Genomic DNA, 16,536 nt, shown 5'->3' on the forward strand with positions numbered 1-16,536 from the left:
CGAACAATGACCATCACAGCGCACAGCACGTTGACGGTCCGGCCTCCGGTGGCCCGGAACCTGCCGACGCATCCGAGTCTGTTCGACGAGATAATCCGCGATCCGGAACTGGCGGCTTACGTGAGACAGATGCAATCGGGGTCGAGCCCGCGAACACGCCGCCCCAGATACACGGACCGCATCTGCGAATCCTGCGGTGGGGACTGCGGCCGGAAGAAGGCCCGTGGCATGTGCCGCAAATGCTATGAGGCATGGAGGGTCAGCACGGGACGGAAACGGGAATACTACCAGACGCATCGCGAGGAAATCCTGGCGAAGGCCCATGAACGCTACGACAGACAGCACGGGAGGAAGAAGAAATGAGCGGAACGGACATGCTGCTCTGGCTGGATATCGAAACCACCGGCGTGGACCCGGTCAGGGACAGCCTGCTGGAGATCAGCGCCATGCTCACGGACATGACGGGAGAGAAGACCGGCGAGGAATACCATTCACTCGTCAAACCCCGCTTCTGGCGTCACGTCCGCGAGAACCTGAGCGCCTGGGCATATGAGACGCATACGGCCAACAACCTCATCCACGAGCTCGACCACACGGGTTCGGACGACTGCTCATGGCCAACGGTCATGGACACGTTCGACCAATGGATCCGCCGCCTCACCACGGACCATGTGCTGCACCCGACCGGCTTCAGCATCCACTTCGACGTGGATTTCCTCTCCCGAAGAATGCCGGAGACCATGCGCCGGCTCAGCCACCGCCAAGTGGACGTATCAAGCCTCATCCTCACGATGGAAAGCATCAACCCGGACATCATCCAGCAAATCCACGCCTCCACCGGCACCACCGACCACAGAAGCGACACATGCCTGAACGTGGAATGGAAAACCTACAAACTCATCCGCACCCTCCTCGAAAGGAACATGAAATGAGCCTCACCCTCGAAGCACAACAACAATTCACCACACACAACCCCAACCCCGAAACCATCTGGCTCGCCTACCACCAAGGATACCTGGACGGCGCTCGCCGACCGTTGACCGACGAGGAGGTGGAGGCCATGGCCGCCGCCGTCTACGAGGGATTGAAGCAGCCGGGCTATCCGGGATGGGACTCGTACACGAACTGTGCGGACAAGTCGGATTATCTGGATGCGGTCCGGGATGCCGTCGCCGCGATGCGTGGGGTGGTGGACGAGTGAGTGTCCTGTATCACGGTGGTGTGCCCGGTCTCAAGCCGGGCGATCTGATCGAGCCCGGTCATAGTCGCGACAACTACGATGACTGCCCCATCTGCAGGATGCGTAGGGAGCGGGGCGAGGATGCGCCCATCGACGCGACCAAGCATCCCAATCAGGTGTATTGCACTCCCGACCGCCTGTATGCACGATTCCATGCGAGCATGTACGGGCGTGGCGACGTCTATCAGGTGCGTCCCGTCGGCTGCGAGCTCACCGCGAGCGAGGAGGATCCCATCGAGTCCTACCGGTGCGTCCGGCTTGAGGTGGTGCGCATCGTCGACGCGAGCGTGGAACTGTCATGGAAGGAACGGCGCCGGCTTTACCGCAGGTGGACCCGAGCGGACAGGGGGCATGGCCGGACGTACGACCCGAACCCACTGCCGCGCAACGCCACACCTGAAATGCTGCTCCGATGGCAGACACGGGAACTCGCCAACGCGGAAGCACTGATGGGAGGACCCCGATGAGTGCCGAACCGGAGAAGGAAAGGAATGGCAATGACCGGGCCGGGAAGCAGGTCGGCGAGACGCCGGCGGCGGGGTGAATGCTCCCACTGCCATGAGCTCCTGCCGCTGAAAACCGTCAGAACCCCATTGTGCGATCGATGCTGGAGATTCCTCCACGGCGTATCGCGATCATGGCACGGCACATGCCGCCGCTGCGGCGCGCAGACGACGTTTTACGAGGACGACGACCTGTGCGACGGATGCGACGCCGACATCCGGCTCGGGACCGCGGACCCTGTGGACCTGGACGACCCTGACACACGACGGCTCATCCAATCCATGCGCCGCACGACCGACCCCGGCATCCGCGCCCGCTACCGGGACGACCCCATGCTCGAATAACACTTCCGAAAGGAACCCCAATGACTGACAACAGCGACAATGAAGCCAGAACCGCCGCAAGCTTCGCGGCCCCTACCGTCGCATACGGTGTGCTTGAATGCGCGGAATTCGATTCTGAGATCACGCGCATCACCTACCGGCTTGCCAATAACGTTCCCGTCTCGACGCGTACCATCATCGTTCCCACGACATACACGCCCCGTCAGGCCATCCTGATCTCCCAAGCCATCGACAACGTTCTCAAAGCCACCACGGAACCAGAAGGAGATAAACAATGACTGAGCCGCGTATCATCGTCACGTTCACGTGCAAGGACGCGCAGGACACCACTGTCACGGAGGCGGAGCGTCGTCTCGAACAGTCGGGATGGCAGCACGTGCAGGTCGAAGCCCTCGCCGCCGACCATCGTGGCGACATCAGCCGCCTGGAATCACTCGCCAACGCGATCACCACGAGTCTCGATGCCCTCGGATTTGGCCTCGCGCCCGCCCTCTACAGCGAGGAGAACACGGATAACGATGATATCCGCGCGTTGGCCGGCAAACTCCTCGAAACCGTGGAGGTGCTGCCATGAGCGGGGTCAGGCCATACACGCGCTTGACGGACGAACAGAAGAATCTGCTGCCCGGTCAAGACAACAGCGGAATCAACATAATGAACACGACCGTCCCAGCCATGCCTGATCAACATGACGGCACGACCCCCAAAACCGACGGCATAAAAAAACAACAGCGCTCGCGAACATGACGACATTCTCCGAGACCGAGATCAACCAACTGGAGTCCGTCATCATGAGAGTGTGTGCGGCATTGGAGCAGGCCAAGCAATCAAGAGAGAGGTGACGATGGCTATCTGTCCGACATGCAACGCGGCCGACATATCCAACGAGCAGCGGATATGCAGCCACTGTGCAAGGGACTATGCTCGGCAACTGGATATCCTGCGCCGACATATGGACGTCCTGCAGCTGGTGATACGCAGAGAGGTGCATTTCGGAGAGCGTGGGCACGGCGGCCGAGCCGCATTCGCCCGGCTTGGCATCGATGAGCATGCCGAGGACGTGGGCCGAGACGTGGAATACCTGCTCGTTTCCATCGCGCGAGATTCCGGACTCTGTCCCCTGCCGTGGCCGAGACTGATCAGATCGTTCCTCATCAACATCAGGCAGGTAACGGCGGCCGACGGCGCGGCCTACTACTTCGGCGAGGTCGTCCGGGCCAACACACGCATCGAAAGGCTGACCGACCGTCCGCCTCGATTGCGCCGGCTCATCGGCGTCTGCCCCACATGCGAGAGCCTGGCATATGCCGCGAAGGAGGACAGTTGGATAGTCTGCAAGGGATGCAACGCACTGCTCAACGTCGCCCAACTGAGGACCGACGCACGACGCAAGCTGGAAGGATTCCACACTACGCAGACGCCATCGGGAGCCGCGAGGTATGCGGCAAAGGAGACCGGCATCGACGTGACCCGCGACGACGTCAACAACTGGATCCGGAGCGGTAGAATCACGGCGCCGAAGCTCGAGAACGGTTATCGGGAGTTCCCGATTCTCCGGCTGCTGGAACTGGCTGAACGAAAAACGGATTTCAAGCAGGAGTAGGGTTACACGCACCTGTGATATAATCGCTACAGCGATAAGTATGAAAACCCCTAAGGCCTTTGGTCTCAGGGGTTTTCTCATATCGCTGCCCAATTTCTCTCTCAACAAAAGCACGCCGTGTTCTCCGATCAGTCTGCACGGCGTGTCTCCCGGTGTCGAGCAGGTGGACTGCGTGTCGGCCGTAACCCGACAGTCTCCGACGATGGGGGTTCGATTCCCTCCGGCACCACTCACATCCAGCCCCTGACGACGGGAGACCCCATGGGATACCGGGTATGCTCCACCCCAGGCTGTCCCAACCTCGTCGAGGCGCCGGCGACCAAATGCCAGACCTGCCGACGACGGAAGGGCAGACGCCTGACCAGAGGACACAACCCCTACACCAGCGCAGGGCACAGGGCATGCCGGGCCAGGGTGCTGGCACGGGACCCACGCTGCGTGTGCCCGGGCGACGACATCGAGCACGGTGGCTGCGGCAGACACCACGGCCTGTGCGGAAAGCCGTCAACAGTCTGCGACCACTATCCGTTCGAACGAACGGAACTCATCGAGCGAGGACTCAATCCGAACGATCCTCAATACTGCCGAGGCATCTGCGTCGCATGCCACAACACCAAGACCGCACGCACACGACCCGCAGGATTCCGGCAGGACTGATTCAGTTTCATCGCCAATCAGCGTCAAACGACGCAGGACGGCGGCGACACGAGAGCAAGACCTCTCGTAAATTTTTTTCAAACAAAAACGTTGCAATACCAACGGTTTCCCCATACGGGGGGTGGGGGTAGGCGGCCGGGGCGGCCGAACCGCCGGTGAGGTGTCTCCGAGGTGCGCGGCGTTCAAACGTTCCGGGAAGGGGGCCCATGGGCGAGAGGGAGAGGACGATGAACGCCTACAATCTTCCCCTGCTCGACGGCGTGGAGACCTTCGGCCGATGGGACATCCCCACGCTCGCCCCGTGCGACGCAATCCCCGAGGACTTGATTGGATTCAACTACGTCAGGGGCATGGCGGACTCGGCGAAACCGGGCAATGGAGCGCATTTCTTCCTCGACGACTACCAGTTCGAGCGGATCTGGCGCCATCCCGAACGGTACGTCGACATGCTGCGGCCCTTCCGCTGCGTGCTGGCACCCGACTTCAGCCTGTACACGGACATGCCCATGGCCATGCAGTTGCACAACGTGTACCGTTCCCGGCTCATCGGTGCATACTGGCAGCGGCATGGTCTTTCGGTGATTCCCACGCTCCAATGGAGCACGCCGGAGTCCTATGCGTTCGCGTTCGACGGGCTGCCCATCGGCTCCGTCGTGGCGGCGTCAACGCTCGGCGTGCTCGGGGATCTCGGCGCCGTTAGACTGTGGCGTATGGGCATGTCCGAGGCCATACGAAGGCTCCGACCGGGGCTTGTGCTGCTTTATGGCAGTCCAATGACGGGCTTCGATTGGCAAGGCACCGCGTATATCGGTTACAGGAACCGCAATACGGAAAGGGTGAAGGCATGGGAGGCCGAGGCGCGTCAAGCGGTATTGGCCGGAACGGGAAACCGTACGGCAGCGAGTACCGGACCCTGCTCCAATTCGGTAACATCAAATTCGTGGAGCGAAGGGACGCGAAGAACACCACGGCACCTATCGAAACCATGAGCGAGAACCGAATCTACGTGACTGTGAACAAAGAAACGCGTGCCCTTCATTCCATTTCCATCATGGGCGAAGGGAAAGTGCGGCGGCAGATCGACTACCGCGACCACAAGGGCATGGGGCCACACGTTCACGATTGGACATATCCCGGAGGTAAGCCCCGCCGTGGCGATGCGCGGGAGCTGAAGGACGATGAGCATAGACTATTCGACAAAGTCAACACGTTGGGCGAGGAGTTGGAGTGAACTATGACCGGAAGAACGTATCCGTACCGAACCGATGACTGGCAGTGGTTCTCCGAACTGTGTCAAGGCAACTGTGAGACCATCTTCGACTATAACGACCGTGAGTATTTCATTACCATGATTACCGGGGCCGGCCATGATGGATGGTTCGTCTGCAATCTGGAGCCGTTCAAGCGCGACTTCACCTATGATCCAATCAGCCGTGACTGCACAACTTTCGAAGAACTCGCCGACGAAAAGATTTTCGACGGGAAGACGAAATCGATTCGCGACTGCTACCGGGAGTTCGATTTGTGGCAGAGCTAGCCGGCCACGGCTACACGCTGCGTTGGGCCGCCTTCTCCGAGGCGGCTTTTCTTATGCCCCGAAACGGGGCTGTCATGACGTGAGCCGGGCGAAAGGCCCGGGCGAAGCGAGGTGAAACCATGGTTAGCGGAGGGGCGAGAACACGCAGCGGTCCGGCCAAGGACCCCAATTCAAGGACGTCCGCACGCGCGGGATACACGCTGATGAGCCTGCCCAACGGCGAGTACGACGGTCCCGTGCCCGGCTTCCCCTTGGGAAGATACCGTGTCATGGAGGTCGTGGAGAAGGGCGTCGTCAGATTCTCCGAAAAGGAGACAAGGGCGTTCCGCCGCCGCGAGCTGTCCATGTGGAAGGCGGTGTGGAGATACCCGCAGGCATGGGCGTGGAGCATGCCGCAGTATTCGTACATGGTGTTCGACATCGCCATGTACTGCCGCAGCATGACCATCGCCGAATCCTCCGGCTCGTCCGCCGCCGACAGGGGCCTCATCCCCCGCTACGCCGACCGCATCGGCCTGAGCGCAGACGGTCTGGCGCGGCTCGGCTGGAGAATCGCGCCCGACGAGCTCGCGCAGCGGCGCATGGAGCGAGGCCTCGCCGAACGGCAGGCGAACGACGCCGGCATGACGGTGGCGAAGCGTCGTCTGAGGGCCTAGCATGACGGAGCCGGAGTTCGTCATCGACTTCCCCACACTGGGGGACCTGAACGACGCATGGATCACCGCGCACTGCCGGCAGCCCGACGGCCCCCTGCGAGGACGGCCGTTCCGGCTCGCGGACTGGCAGTTCTGGGTCCTCGCCAACCGGCTGCGCATCCGCGAGGACGCCGAATACGTGCCGCCCGAGGAAGTCACCATCGACAACCCGATGGTCCTCAACCAGGCGTTCACCTATAGGCAGACCCTGACCGTGGGACCGCAGAAGACCGGCAAGGGGCCGACCGAGGCCGCGTTCGTGGCCGACGAGGCGAGCGGGCCGGTCGTCTTCGACGGCTGGGCGGAGCAGGGCGACGTCTACCGCTGTTCGGACTGGGGATGCCCCTGCGGCTTCGAATTCCCCTACCGGGAAGGCGAGCCCAAGGGACGGCCCAATCCCTCCCCGCTCATCCAGCTGACCGCCAACAGCGAGGACCAGGTGGCCAACGCCTACAGGCCATTGAAGGCCATGATCCAGCTAGGCCCGTTGAAACGGCTGCTGCTGGTGCGAGACACGTTCATCCGAATCCTCAGACCCGGAACCGACGGCGAGGACGACGGACTGGACCTCGACCGCATCGACATCGTGACCTCCTCGGCACGTTCGCGACTGGGGAACCCGATCAGCGACGCGGAACAGGACGAGGCGGGCCTGTACACGAAATCGAACGGCATGATCGACGTGGCCGACACGCAGCGGCGAGGAGCCGCCGGCATGGGCGGCCGAACCCACGCGTGGACCAACGCATGGGACCCCGCCGAGAACAGCTACGCGCAGCAGGTGTACGAGTCCGGCGCCCCCGACGTGTTCGTGTTCTACCGCAACCCCGACCTCGACCCGAGCCTGCGACGCGATGACGGCACCCCGTTCAGCTTCTTCAACAAGCGCGAACGGCGGCGGATCCTCGAGGCGGTGTACAGCGGAAGTCCGTGGGTGAACCTCGACTCCATCGACGCCGAGGCCACTGCATTGATGCGGCGCGACCCCAACCAGGCGGAACGGTTCTTCGGCAACCGTCTCGTGCAGGGCGCCGGCGCATGGCTTGACGAAGGAGTATGGGAGAGTGCGTACGCAGGATAGGCCCCTGGCCCGCCACCATCAGCTGTGGCTGCCCAATCCGCCGGACGGCACCGAGATATGCTGCGGGTTCGACGGCTCCGAAAACGACGACTGGACCTGCATCAAGGCCGAGACGCTCAACGGCTTCCTGTTCACCCCGCGCTACGGCGACGGGCAAAGACCCACCATATGGAATCCGAAGGACTGGGGCGGCAGGATACAGCGCGGCGAGGTCAACGCCGCGTGGGACGAACTCAACCGGCGGTACCGGATCGTCCGCGTCTACTGCGACCCCGGATTCCGCGACGAGGTCTCGTGGGAGTCCGACATCGAGGCGTGGGACCGCCGCTACGGACCGAAGAAATACCTGTCGTGGATGATGAGCGGCTCCAGCCGCGTCGGCGCCGTCTACGAGGCGCTGCGCCGTTTCGAGGCCGACATCGCCAGCGGACTCATCACCCACGACGGATGCCCCATCACCAACACGCACATGGCCAACGCCCGCAAGATCAGCAAAAGCCTGGAACGATACGGGCTCGGCAAACCCAAGCAGGACCGCAAGATCGACGCCGCCGTAACCAGCGTCCTCGCCCACGAGGCCGCCAGCGACGCCCGCTCCGCAGGATGGGGCGAACGCCGCCACAACTTCCTGTTCAGCGGCACCAGCACAAGAAAGGCCACACATGGCAGCCTATTCGGATGAGTATCTGGCACGCATGACGAACCTGCTCGCCACCAAGGTGATGCTGCGCCGCAGCGACATCGCCAAGCACATGAACTACGTCAAAGGCCGGCGCGGGACCCTGCGGTTCGTGTCCGACGAGTTCCAGCGCTACATCAGCCGACGGTTCAAGGGCTTCACCGACAACTGGTGCCTGCCCGTCGCGCAGGCGCCGGTCGAACGCATCAGCTTCAAGGGCTTCACCCCGTACGACCCGACCGACCACATCGGCCGCAGCGTATGGGACGCATGGAACCGCTCCGACGCCGACCGCGGCCTCTCCGAGGCGGCGCTCGTCATGACGGCGGCGCGGCGCAGCTACGGGCTCGTCACCGACATCGGCGGCAAGGCACGCATCACGTTCGAGAACCCCGACTCCTGCGCCGTGTGCATCGACCCGCTCACCGGCGTCACCACGGCCGGCATCCTCATCCGCCAAGGAGACGACGAGGAGATCGGCCAGCTGCTCCTGCCCGACGCCACATACACCGTGCGTCGCAGGAAGACCGACCCCGAACCCAGCGGCAACGACCGTCTCCCCCCGGACGTGCAATGGACGTTCGACCGCGCGTCCGAACAGGCCAACGGACTCGGCGAGGTTCCCCTCGTGGAGTTCCGTAACCAAAGCCTGCTCGACAACGCGCCCATGAGCGACATCAGCATGGTCGAGGACATGCAGGACACCGTCAACGTCGTCTGGGCCTACCTGCTCAACGGCCTCGACTGGGCCACCCTGCCCGGCCGCCTCATCCTCGGCGGAGACCGACTGGAGGAACCCGTCCTCGACGCCGAAGGCAACATCGTCGGCTCCAAGGCCGTGGAGCTCGACAAGCAGGTGAGCGAACGCATCCTCCAGATCACCGGCGACGGCGTACGCGCCACCGAATGGAGCGCCGCCAACCTCAACGCGTTCATCCCCGTCATCGAAAAAGCCGTCGAACACATCGCCGCCGAAACCAGAACCCCCGGCCACTACCTGCTCACCAAAGCCGAAGTGCCCGCCACCGGCTACGAAGTCGCCGAAGCCGGCCTCGTCAGCAAAACCAACGAACGCATCGGCTACCTCAAAGGCGGCATCCGCACCCTATGCCGGCTCGCCGCCAGAATCGAACAGGACGACGCCACCGCACGCATCATCGAAACCGCGAAAGTCGACTTCAGCAGCCCCCTGTACCGCAACGAAACCCAAATGGCCGACGCCATGCTCAAATACCAACAGCTCGGCTTCCCCCTCCAATGGATCGCCGAACGCATGGGACTGGGCGCCGACGAAATCGACCGCATCATGCGGCTCAAACAGGACGAGACACGAGACCCCGAACTCGAAGCCCTGAACCGCTCCCTGAGAATCGGAGAAGCCGATGCAACCACTACCGGCCCTGACGGAAAGCCAACGGAAACTCGCCAGACTGGAACTGACCGCGACCAGAACCGCCAGCCGCCTCTGGAACAAGGTCAGAACCAATGACATCACAGCATCCTGGAAACCCCTGAGCCTCCAACTCATCCGCACCCTGACCCTCCTGCAGGCCAAAGCAGCGGACACCGCAGTGGCCGCCAACACCATGATGCTCGCCCAACAAGGCGACTACGTCGAACCACTCGCCCTCGCCAACACCACGGCATTCGGCGGATACACCGCACAAGGACAACCACTCACCGACGCGCTCGAAGCCCCCATGACCGCAACCCTCCACGCCATAAGCCAAGGCACCAAACCCACACAGGCCATGGAAATAGGACGCCAACTCCTCACCCTCATCACAGCGCTCGCCGTCAACGACGCCGCCAACAGCGCCGCCCAAACGGACACGGCACTCCGGCCAGGCGTCCAATGGGTGAGAGTCGAAGCCCCCGGATGCTGCGACCGATGCATGATACTGGCCGGCAAAACGTTCCGATGGAACCAGGGATTCCTCCGACACCCGCACTGCCACGGCCGCCACGTGCCCATCACCGACAAGGACAGGGCACGAGCCAACGGGCTCATCACCGACCCCATGGAAACGTTCCACAGCCTCAGCCCGGAACAACAGGACAAAACCTTCGGCAAAGCCAACGCACAGGCCATCCGCGACGGCGCCGACATCAGCCAGGTCGTCAACGCCAAACGAGGCATGGAACCAATCGGCCAATCAAAACGCGCCAAAGGCTACAAGATCATGACCACCACCGAAGGCACCACACGCTACGGCTGGTCCAACATGATCGCCACCCGACAGGGACGCACCCAAAAACGCCGACTCACCCCCGAAGGCATCTACGCGCTCGCCAAGGACAGGGACCAGGCGGTCCGGCTGCTCGAACGCGAGGGCTACGTCCTGCCCAAGGACTGGCGGAGCCAGGCCCCGGAGATCAGACGGGGGATGTGGCTGCACAACAACGACTGGCGGCAGGGCCGGCACGAGACCATGACCGCCGCGCAGAAACGCCTCCAGACCGCCCTCCTGCGCTACGAGGCCGCATTGGAGGGCAGAAGCCCCTACCGCAGCAACGCGCCAGCCACGCCGGAGGAACTGGCGAGAGCGGAGAACGAATACCGCAGGTGGAAGACCACCAGAGGCCAGATTTTCACGCAATGATCCACCGATTCGAAAGGAAACACCATGGATCAGAACCAGACCGACGAGAACAAGCCGAACGAGGACGGGCAGACACCGCCCGAAACCGACTGGCAGTCCAAATACGAGGCCCAGCGCAAGGTCAACAGGGACCTCGAACGCAAACTCAAAGAGGCCTACGGCAAGAGCGACAAGGTCGACGCGCTCGAACGGCAGGTAGCCGAACTGCAGGGCAAGGAGGCCGAATACGAGGCCGCCAAAAAGGAACAGTCCATCAAGGACGAGGCCCTGCAGCAGGCCAACCAGCGCATCCTCAAGGCCGAGATCCGGGCCGCCGCATCCGGCAGGCTCAACGACCCGTCCGACGCGCTGCGCTATCTCGACCTTTCCAAGTTCAGCGTCTCCGACGACGGCGACGTGGACACGCAGGCCATCGGCACGGCGCTCGACGGCCTCGTGAAGGAGAAACCGTATCTCGGGAAAGCCGGGAACCCCACTGGCCCGCAGGGCATCATCCCTCCCTCGGGAACGCGCGATGGAGACCGTGGCGCCGGCCAGCTCACAAGGGATGACCTGAAAACCATGAAACCCGAGGCGATCGTCAAGGCGAAGTCGGAAGGCCGTCTCGACGACATCCTCGGCATCAACAAGTAAAGGAGCATGACCAATGGCCATCACCAACTTCATCCCCGAGGTCTGGAGCGCCCAGATCCTCGTGGAACTCCAGAAGAGCCTCGTCTATGGTTCCGCCGTGAACCGCGACTACGAGGGCGACATCGCCAACTACGGCGACACCGTGCACATCACCGGCATCGCCCACATCAGCGTCGGCGACTACACCCCGCACACCGACATCGCCATCGAAGCCGCCACGGACAGGGACGCCGGCGAACTCGTCATCGACCAGAGCAAATACTTCGCGTTCGAGGTCGACGACGTGGAGAAGCGCCAGAGCATGAACGACCTGAGCGCCCGCTACAGCGAGGACGCCGCCTACCAGCTGCGTGACCTGGCCGACCAGTACGTCGCCGGGCTCATGGCCAAGGGCGCGAAAAGCAAGCTCGACCCACTTTCCGGAGCCACCGCCACCAAGGCGTACGACGCCATCGTCGACCTCGCCACCGCGCTCGACAAGCAGAACGTGCCCGACCTCGGCCGCTGGGTCATCGTCAACCCCGACTTCTACGGCCTGCTGCGCAAGGACAACCGGTTCATCACCGGCTCCGACGCCGCACACAACACCCTGCTCAACGGCGTGGTCGGCGAGATCGCCGGCATGACCATCCTCAAGAGCAACAACACGCCCGCCGCCACCGGAGGCACCGAGGACGCGCCCACCGACGAGGGCAACGTCATCATCGCCGGCACCAACGCCGCGACCACGTTCGCCGAACAGATCGCCAAGGTCGAGGCCGCCCGCAAGGAGAAGGGCTTCGACGACATCGTCAAGGGCCTGCACCTCTACGGCGCGAAGGTCGTCCGCCCCGAATGCCTCGCCACCGTCACGTTCAAGGTGGGCAAGTGATGGGAAACTACGAGGACATGCCCTACGTGGGCGACGCCGGCCGCGCGGTTATCGCGGCCGAAACCACGGACGAGCTCAACGCAGCCATCCCCGGAAGCGGCTCATCCGCGACCCCGGCGGACGGCAGCATCACGAACGCGATGCTCGCCGGCGGCATCACCAAGGACAAGCTCGCCGCAGGCGTCATCCCCACCGTGCCCGCATCCCCGACCGCCGACACGCTCTCCGGAGCCACCGCCACCGGCAAGGCAGTGCTCAAAGCCACGGATGCCGCGGCGGCTCGCACCGCCATCGGAGCCGGCACTCCCTATACGCTGCCCGCCGCCACGTCGACGGCACTGGGAGGAGTGAAGAAGGGCGTCGCCGTCCCCAACCTCGCCGACACGGCCACGGTGGCGGATGCCGTCCGCACGGTCAACGCCATCCTCACCCAGCTCAGGGCGGCCGGCGTCATCGCATCCTAGGAGACCATATGGAACCGCTGGCAACCCCCAAGGACCTCGACGGCTACGGCATCAACTACGACGGCAGCGAGACGCTGGCCCAGAGACTGCTCGGCTCCGTATCCGCCGCCGTCCGGGACGCCGCGGGATGCCCCATCTCCCGAGGCGAATACACGCTGACCATCCCCAGCGAGGTCTCACGGAAGCTCGACCTTCCATGCCGGCCGGTGATCTCCGTGGCCTCCGTGCTCATCGACGGAGAGGAATGCGACGACTGGAGGCTGTTCGGCAACGCCCTGTACCGGGAAGGCCTATGGGGCACGCCCGACGGCATCCCCCGGCCCGTCACCATCACACTCACCGCCGGATACGACCCCGTGCCCGCCGACATCGTCCGCCTCGTATGCAGCATGGTCGCCGCCGGGCTCACCCAACATGAGAACGGCGGCCCCGGAGCCGACCGCAGCAAGGCCTACGAACGCATCGACGACTACCAGGTCGGCTTCCGGCAGGGAGGCGACGAGGTCATCGACGCGAGCGAACTGCCCGAAAGCACGAAACGTGCGCTCCGCAACCGGTTCGGCTCGCCCGGCATCAGCATCGGGGTGTTCAAATGAGAATCCTGAACAGAGCCCGCAGCATGGCCGAATCCCTCATGACCGACACGTTCCGCATCACCCGGCACACAGGCGAGACCGTGGACCCCGAAACGGGTGCCGTCACGCAGGCCGTGACGACGGTGTATGAGGGCAGGGGCAAACTGCAGACCGCCGGCGGCGTCGCATCGAACAGGGCCACGGCCACCGGCGAGAGCTCCAACGCCGGCGGCATGGTCCCCGAATGGGCGCTCTACCTGCACCTGCCATGGACGGCGACGGGGGTCAGGGAGAAGGACATGGCCGAATGCACGGCCTCGTCCGACCCCGACCTCATAGGCCGCCGATACCGGCTCGTCAACATGCAGTCGGAAAAGTCGCACGCGACGGCGAAACGCTGGAACGTGCAGGAGATCCCGAAGGAGACCGACGATGCCGCTGATATCGGTTGACGCGTCCCAGCTCACCGCGTTCGGCCGACGGCTCGCCGCCGTGCCGAAGAAGAAGCAGGCCCTCGTGGCCGCCGCGGTGAAGAAGGGCGCGCAGAACATCAAGACCTCCATCCAGCAGGACGTGGCCGGCTCCTCCAACGCGGCCATGAGCCGCATCCCCATCGCCTACGAGATGAAATCCGCTGGCGTGAACGTGGAGGCCGACATCGCACCCCAGTCGGGCGGCGCGGGCTCGCTGGCCAACATCGCGTTCTTCGGCACGTCCAAGGGCGGCGGCTCGCACCGGTTCTACGAGCACGGCGAGGAGGAGCTCGACACCGTGGCCCGTTACGTGCACGAGGCGGCGAAGGGCCTATGAACTATCTCGAAGCCCGAACCGCAGTACTCGCCCTCCTGCCCGAAATGCACGGGTGGGCCGTGTACGAGGACGGCATGGCCGACGGCGCGCATCCGCCGTGGATCGTCGTCTCCCTGCGCCAGACCGGCCGCGACCTGAACGAGGCCGTGCATGCTACCCTGCGCCATGCCGTATTGGACATCCGCGTGGTCGGCGTGAACGAGACGTCCGTCAACATCGCGTGCGAACGACTCCAGGACGCATTGGACGGCGCCATGCCCGAGGGGCTGTCCGCGCTCGTGCCCGACATCGACTCCGGCACCTACGCGGCCGAGCTCCAGCAGCCGGAGTCGAGCCGCCCCTATGTGATGCGCGTGCTCACATGGCGCACCGGATACCCCATCTAACACCACCAAACCCCGAAAGGAAGGCAGAATAATGCCGAACAACGTCACAGCCTACTTGGAGGACGGCCGCGTCAAAACCGTGTTCGTGCCCGCCATCACGGACGTGAAGAACCCGACAGTGGACGAGCTCACCGCCGACGACGCGGTGGAACTGTCCTACTGGCTGACCGCCGACGGATGGAAACTCGACCATTCGCAGGACATGATCGACGACGACCGCGAGGGCGCCGCCGCCGTGGGCCAGATCCCCGGACAGGAGAAATACGAGAACGGCACGCTCCAGCTGCTCGACAACGTCAACGTGCAGAACGGCGCCGCGAAGGCGGACAACAAGGCCGTCGAGACGCTCACGCAGGGCACCGTCGGCTACATCGTGCGCCGTCGCGGCCTGCCGACCGACGACGCGTTCGCGGCCGGACAGACCGTCAGCGTGTTCAAGGTCACCATCGGCATCAAGACGCCGGTCGCGCACGCCGCCAACCAGCGTCAGATGAGCACCATCTCGTTCTCCGCCGATCCCGGCAGCCAGGACGAGACCGCGACCGTCGGCCCAAAAGCGTGACGCCCGAGCCGACGCTCGGCACGCTGACGGTCACCGCGGCAGCCCGTGAGGGAGGCCAGACCGTCACCGTCGCCGAAACCCTCGGTTCGGGCCGGCAGCGCCGATACATCATCACCGCGGCCGACGCGGCCCCCAAGGTCGCCTACGACACCGTATGCGACCTGGGATCCGGGTGGGCCGACCTGCCCGCGGACGGCGGGGTCTCCGGCACCGAAGGCCAGACCGTCACCGTCGTCGACTGCACCACCCAGGGCGCGAACGCCCGCGCCGCCGGCACGGCGATACTGCCCGCACCCACACCGGCCAGCGGCAGCTGACCGCCATCATCCTTCCCCATGCCGTCTCCGATTCTCCGGCATGGGGAACCTCCCCCTTCGAGAATCGACCCTGCTTTTTCGGAGGATCGACATGAACATCACCATCAGCCGCCCCACCGCCGACGTCGACGTGTGCACCGACCTCGACGCCCTGCGACAGGCCATCCTCACCGCCGACGAAATCAACAACCTGCCCCCGGCCGCGAACGGCATGACCGAGGCCGAGGCCGCACAAACCGTTAGGAAACGTGACGAGCTCACGGCACGTCTGAACGAACTGGGCGCGAAGGTGCGGGAATCCTCTCTCACGCTCACGCTGCGCGGCCTGAACTCCAGCCAGTGGAACCAGATCGTCGCAGCCTCCACCAAAAGCGTCGACGGCAAGATCGTCAAGGACTTCCAGCAGCTCCTCACGCTCGCCCTGCCCAGGATGCTCGACCACGCCACATGGAGGGGCGAGACCACCGACATCGACGCCGAACGGCTGGCCGACGAACTGTCCGACTCGCAGACCATGCAGCTGCTCGAAACCATCCAGCAGCTCAACACCCCGGCCACGAGCCTCCCAAAAGCCGTGTCCGAGCTGCTGAACTCGCCGACCGCATAGCCGACGACCCCGAACTCCTGGCCGGGCTGCGTTGCGCACGCGGCCTCGGCATCAGCTACAAGCGCTGGCTCGGCTGGACCCCGACCCCCGACGACCCGGTCGAATGGGACGAGACGGAACGCCTGTGGATGCTCGCCCTGCAGGCGTACGAGAACCGTGTATGCCCGCTATGCGGGATGCCCATCGGCTTCTGCCACGACTACGACCGCGTGCACGAGGCGTTCGCCGGCGGCGAGGTCGAACTCTGCTTCGTCACCGAGATGCGCGAACAGGCCATGAAACAATACCGCGAATCCGGCAGCGTGAACTCGAACGCGCAGACCACCAGCCTCAAGCCCCGCATCATCGACAAACAATAAGGACCGCAT

General features: G+C 64.0%; 27 protein-coding genes and 1 tRNA gene. All 28 read left to right on the forward strand.

From position 1 onward, the window contains the following. Positions 1–6 precede the first annotated feature (6 nt). The 28 genes from KIH77_RS08720 (at position 7) to KIH77_RS08855 (ending at position 16,527) form a co-directional block, all read left to right on the forward strand. Positions 7–363, forward strand: coding sequence for a hypothetical protein (locus tag KIH77_RS08720; RefSeq protein WP_219101022.1), 357 nt, complete (start codon positions 7–9; stop codon positions 361–363). Next, positions 360–932: an exonuclease domain-containing protein gene (locus KIH77_RS08725; RefSeq protein ID WP_219101024.1), complete on the forward strand. Its 573-nt coding sequence runs from the start codon at positions 360–362 to the stop codon at positions 930–932. The genes KIH77_RS08720 and KIH77_RS08725 overlap by 4 nt, the downstream gene beginning before the upstream one ends. Then, positions 929–1,201, forward strand: coding sequence for a hypothetical protein (locus tag KIH77_RS08730; RefSeq protein ID WP_219101026.1), 273 nt, complete (start codon positions 929–931; stop codon positions 1,199–1,201). The genes KIH77_RS08725 and KIH77_RS08730 overlap by 4 nt, the downstream gene beginning before the upstream one ends. Next, complete coding sequence (locus KIH77_RS08735; RefSeq protein WP_219101028.1) at positions 1,198–1,707, forward strand: hypothetical protein; 510 nt, start codon at positions 1,198–1,200, stop codon at positions 1,705–1,707. The genes KIH77_RS08730 and KIH77_RS08735 overlap by 4 nt, the downstream gene beginning before the upstream one ends. Positions 1,708–1,737: 30 nt before the next feature. Beyond that, complete coding sequence (locus KIH77_RS08740) at positions 1,738–2,088, forward strand: hypothetical protein (RefSeq protein ID WP_219101030.1); 351 nt, start codon at positions 1,738–1,740, stop codon at positions 2,086–2,088. 20 nt (positions 2,089–2,108) lie between these two features. Then, complete coding sequence (locus KIH77_RS08745; protein WP_219101032.1) at positions 2,109–2,366, forward strand: hypothetical protein; 258 nt, start codon at positions 2,109–2,111, stop codon at positions 2,364–2,366. Continuing rightward, a complete protein-coding gene (locus KIH77_RS08750) occupies positions 2,363–2,662 on the forward strand; it encodes a hypothetical protein (protein WP_219101034.1) in 300 nt (99 codons plus the stop codon). The genes KIH77_RS08745 and KIH77_RS08750 overlap by 4 nt, the downstream gene beginning before the upstream one ends. A gap of 378 nt (positions 2,663–3,040) precedes the next feature. Beyond that, on the forward strand, positions 3,041–3,691 hold the full coding sequence (locus KIH77_RS08755; protein ID WP_219101036.1) for a hypothetical protein: 651 nt from the start codon (positions 3,041–3,043) through the stop codon (positions 3,689–3,691). Between the two features lie 151 nt (positions 3,692–3,842). Beyond that, a tRNA-Tyr gene (locus KIH77_RS08760) sits at positions 3,843–3,920 on the forward strand. Positions 3,921–4,554: 634 nt separating this feature from the next. Then, positions 4,555–5,337: a DUF4417 domain-containing protein gene (locus tag KIH77_RS08765; RefSeq protein ID WP_219101038.1), complete on the forward strand. Its 783-nt coding sequence runs from the start codon at positions 4,555–4,557 to the stop codon at positions 5,335–5,337. Next, entirely contained in the window at positions 5,334–5,579 is a 246-nt protein-coding gene (locus tag KIH77_RS08770; protein ID WP_219101040.1) for a hypothetical protein, read from the forward strand. Before KIH77_RS08765 ends, KIH77_RS08770 begins: the two co-directional genes overlap by 4 nt. Before the next feature lie 3 nt (positions 5,580–5,582). Next, positions 5,583–5,885, forward strand: a complete 303-nt coding sequence (locus KIH77_RS08775) for a hypothetical protein (protein WP_219101042.1) — start codon at positions 5,583–5,585, stop codon at positions 5,883–5,885. Positions 5,886–6,004: 119 nt separating this feature from the next. After that, the gene (locus tag KIH77_RS08780; RefSeq protein WP_219101044.1) at positions 6,005–6,541 is read left to right on the forward strand and encodes a hypothetical protein; all 537 of its coding nucleotides are present in this window, start codon (positions 6,005–6,007) and stop codon (positions 6,539–6,541) included. Between the two features lies 1 nt (position 6,542). Continuing rightward, entirely contained in the window at positions 6,543–7,661 is a 1,119-nt protein-coding gene (locus tag KIH77_RS08785) for a terminase (RefSeq protein ID WP_219101046.1), read from the forward strand. Continuing rightward, complete coding sequence (locus KIH77_RS08790) at positions 7,645–8,343, forward strand: terminase large subunit domain-containing protein (RefSeq protein ID WP_308283329.1); 699 nt, start codon at positions 7,645–7,647, stop codon at positions 8,341–8,343. Before KIH77_RS08785 ends, KIH77_RS08790 begins: the two co-directional genes overlap by 17 nt. Beyond that, positions 8,324–9,829: a phage portal protein gene (locus KIH77_RS08795; RefSeq protein ID WP_219101048.1), complete on the forward strand. Its 1,506-nt coding sequence runs from the start codon at positions 8,324–8,326 to the stop codon at positions 9,827–9,829. Before KIH77_RS08790 ends, KIH77_RS08795 begins: the two co-directional genes overlap by 20 nt. After that, the gene (locus KIH77_RS08800) at positions 9,723–10,943 is read left to right on the forward strand and encodes a hypothetical protein (protein WP_236024589.1); all 1,221 of its coding nucleotides are present in this window, start codon (positions 9,723–9,725) and stop codon (positions 10,941–10,943) included. The genes KIH77_RS08795 and KIH77_RS08800 overlap by 107 nt, the downstream gene beginning before the upstream one ends. Before the next feature lie 24 nt (positions 10,944–10,967). Then, on the forward strand, positions 10,968–11,576 hold the full coding sequence (locus KIH77_RS08805) for a phage scaffolding protein (RefSeq protein WP_236024590.1): 609 nt from the start codon (positions 10,968–10,970) through the stop codon (positions 11,574–11,576). Between the two features lie 13 nt (positions 11,577–11,589). Then, on the forward strand, positions 11,590–12,447 hold the full coding sequence (locus KIH77_RS08810) for a phage major capsid protein (protein ID WP_219101050.1): 858 nt from the start codon (positions 11,590–11,592) through the stop codon (positions 12,445–12,447). Beyond that, a complete protein-coding gene (locus KIH77_RS08815) occupies positions 12,447–12,911 on the forward strand; it encodes a head fiber protein (protein WP_236024591.1) in 465 nt (154 codons plus the stop codon). The genes KIH77_RS08810 and KIH77_RS08815 overlap by 1 nt, the downstream gene beginning before the upstream one ends. An 8-nt stretch (positions 12,912–12,919) precedes the next feature. Further along, entirely contained in the window at positions 12,920–13,507 is a 588-nt protein-coding gene (locus KIH77_RS08820; RefSeq protein WP_219101052.1) for a hypothetical protein, read from the forward strand. Next, positions 13,504–13,938 (forward strand): DUF6093 family protein, encoded by a 435-nt coding sequence (locus KIH77_RS08825; protein WP_219101054.1) that lies wholly within the window; start codon positions 13,504–13,506, stop codon positions 13,936–13,938. The genes KIH77_RS08820 and KIH77_RS08825 overlap by 4 nt, the downstream gene beginning before the upstream one ends. Next, complete coding sequence (locus KIH77_RS08830) at positions 13,919–14,296, forward strand: hypothetical protein (RefSeq protein ID WP_236024592.1); 378 nt, start codon at positions 13,919–13,921, stop codon at positions 14,294–14,296. Before KIH77_RS08825 ends, KIH77_RS08830 begins: the two co-directional genes overlap by 20 nt. Beyond that, on the forward strand, positions 14,293–14,682 hold the full coding sequence (locus KIH77_RS08835; protein ID WP_219101056.1) for a hypothetical protein: 390 nt from the start codon (positions 14,293–14,295) through the stop codon (positions 14,680–14,682). Before KIH77_RS08830 ends, KIH77_RS08835 begins: the two co-directional genes overlap by 4 nt. 31 nt (positions 14,683–14,713) lie before the next feature. Beyond that, on the forward strand, positions 14,714–15,244 hold the full coding sequence (locus KIH77_RS08840) for a phage tail tube protein (RefSeq protein WP_219101058.1): 531 nt from the start codon (positions 14,714–14,716) through the stop codon (positions 15,242–15,244). Then, positions 15,241–15,561, forward strand: a complete 321-nt coding sequence (locus KIH77_RS08845; protein WP_308283332.1) for a hypothetical protein — start codon at positions 15,241–15,243, stop codon at positions 15,559–15,561. The genes KIH77_RS08840 and KIH77_RS08845 overlap by 4 nt, the downstream gene beginning before the upstream one ends. Before the next feature lie 91 nt (positions 15,562–15,652). Next, entirely contained in the window at positions 15,653–16,168 is a 516-nt protein-coding gene (locus tag KIH77_RS08850) for a hypothetical protein (RefSeq protein WP_219101060.1), read from the forward strand. Between the two features lie 128 nt (positions 16,169–16,296). Next, positions 16,297–16,527 (forward strand): hypothetical protein, encoded by a 231-nt coding sequence (locus KIH77_RS08855; protein ID WP_219101107.1) that lies wholly within the window; start codon positions 16,297–16,299, stop codon positions 16,525–16,527. Positions 16,528–16,536: the final 9 nt, after the last annotated feature.

The sequence above is a fragment of the Bifidobacterium pluvialisilvae genome (assembly GCF_019331695.1).
GTDB classification, from domain to species: Bacteria; Actinomycetota; Actinomycetes; order Actinomycetales; family Bifidobacteriaceae; genus Galliscardovia; species Galliscardovia pluvialisilvae.